The 1,265-nt window shown below is 57.5% G+C and carries 1 protein-coding gene and 1 pseudogene; both read right to left on the bottom strand.

Translation table 11 applies throughout. From position 1 onward, the window contains the following. Nucleotides 1–131: 131 nt before the first annotated feature. Nucleotides 132–332: a hypothetical protein gene (locus tag ACW5W8_RS23670; protein ID WP_076495061.1), complete on the bottom strand. Its 201-nt coding sequence runs from the start codon at nucleotides 330–332 to the stop codon at nucleotides 132–134. A gap of 19 nt (nucleotides 333–351) precedes the next feature. After that, nucleotides 352–1,265 (bottom strand): annotated as a pseudogene (locus tag ACW5W8_RS23665) (phage minor head protein); the annotation flags it as partial.

The raw sequence follows: 1,265 nt of genomic DNA, 5'->3' as shown, positions 1-1,265 counted from the left end.
TGACAGCATCAGCCCTTCGCCAATATCGGCCAGTGGCTCACTGAGATCACCGGTTTGCTGGTAGAGCTTGGCCAGCAGTTCGTGGGCATCGACCACCCCATGGTGGCTGATGGCAATAAAGCTACCGGCCATCAGGCATCGTCCTCCATCCCTATCATGTAGGCGAATGCCTGTTCATCGGCATTGAGCAACGCTGCAGACCAGAGATCCCCCAGATACTCGGCCTCTTTGCCAGATGCCTTGGCACAAAGTGATGCCAGCGTTTTGACATCATCCAGCGTTAGCAGATCACCCGACTCAAACAAGGCGTTTGCTTGCTCCAATAGCTTCATTGTTCACTCCTTGCCATCGTCATTTGGATTTGGTGGTAGCCTGGGCGGCCTTTGTCAGCATGGCTTCGACTTGGGCGGCCAGCTCTGGGTAGTGCTCCATCAACTGCTCTCTGGCCAGAACCCACGCGGCAAATGCTTCTGCAGCCTTTTCGCGGCGACTCTTGGCGCCATATTCAGTCAGCAATCCCAGCCTGCAGAGATCCGGCTCTCCTGCCCAAAAGTGAACTTGATGGCCAAGCTCATGCAACCAGGTAGAGATGCGCTGGGCAGCGGGCCCCAGGGTGTCACCAACATTAGACGATATACTCCAGTGTAAGCGGAATGAGTCCCCACTGCTACCGCGTGGCTGCCAGGTTCGTGGGCCCTGGTTAGCCTTGGCATCCGAGATAACTTGAGCAACCGCCGCCTGTACTGCCTGCATATCCACACCACCCAGCTTATCGCTGGCTGCCACTTTAATCACCACATGGTCGGCCTGTGCAAAGGTAAAGCCGTTGGTCTTGGTTGCTCCACGCAAGGTGTACCAAGCCCTGACGCTATTAGGATCCATCCCCAGATATTCACCTATCGCAGGTGCTACCTTCAGGCTGGCAGCCCCTTTCCCCATCTCGCTCTGCTTGATAAACAGCGTTTTGACCGGATGCGCCTTGAGGAACGCCGTCAAGGGTTCACGCTGGGGAGCTGGCAACTTGGCCAGCAGATCACTCAGCCCCTGGGCGGTGACACCTTTGACACTGGAGAAGGCGCTCTCCACTATCCGCTCTGGCAGGCGCTCGACCAACGCAGGCTTGGCCGCTTCGCGCTTGGTCACCACCTTGGTCAGTTCGGCCGGAGTCTGGGGCCGATAATCAAAGCCGGGGTCGATACCTCTGGGGATCTTGTGCAACTCCCCGGTGGCCTTGTCCACCCACTCATATTCGCCATCGTCCGGGG

This window comes from Aeromonas aquatilis (assembly GCF_054052405.1).
This window is presented reverse-complemented; position numbering and strand designations above follow the sequence as displayed.

Bases quoted from the DNA above. Each gene is read 5' to 3' on its own strand.
- ACW5W8_RS23670 (WP_076495061.1), bottom strand. From the start codon at position 332: ATGAAGCTATTGGAGCAAGCAAACGCCTTGTTTGAGTCGGGTGATCTG.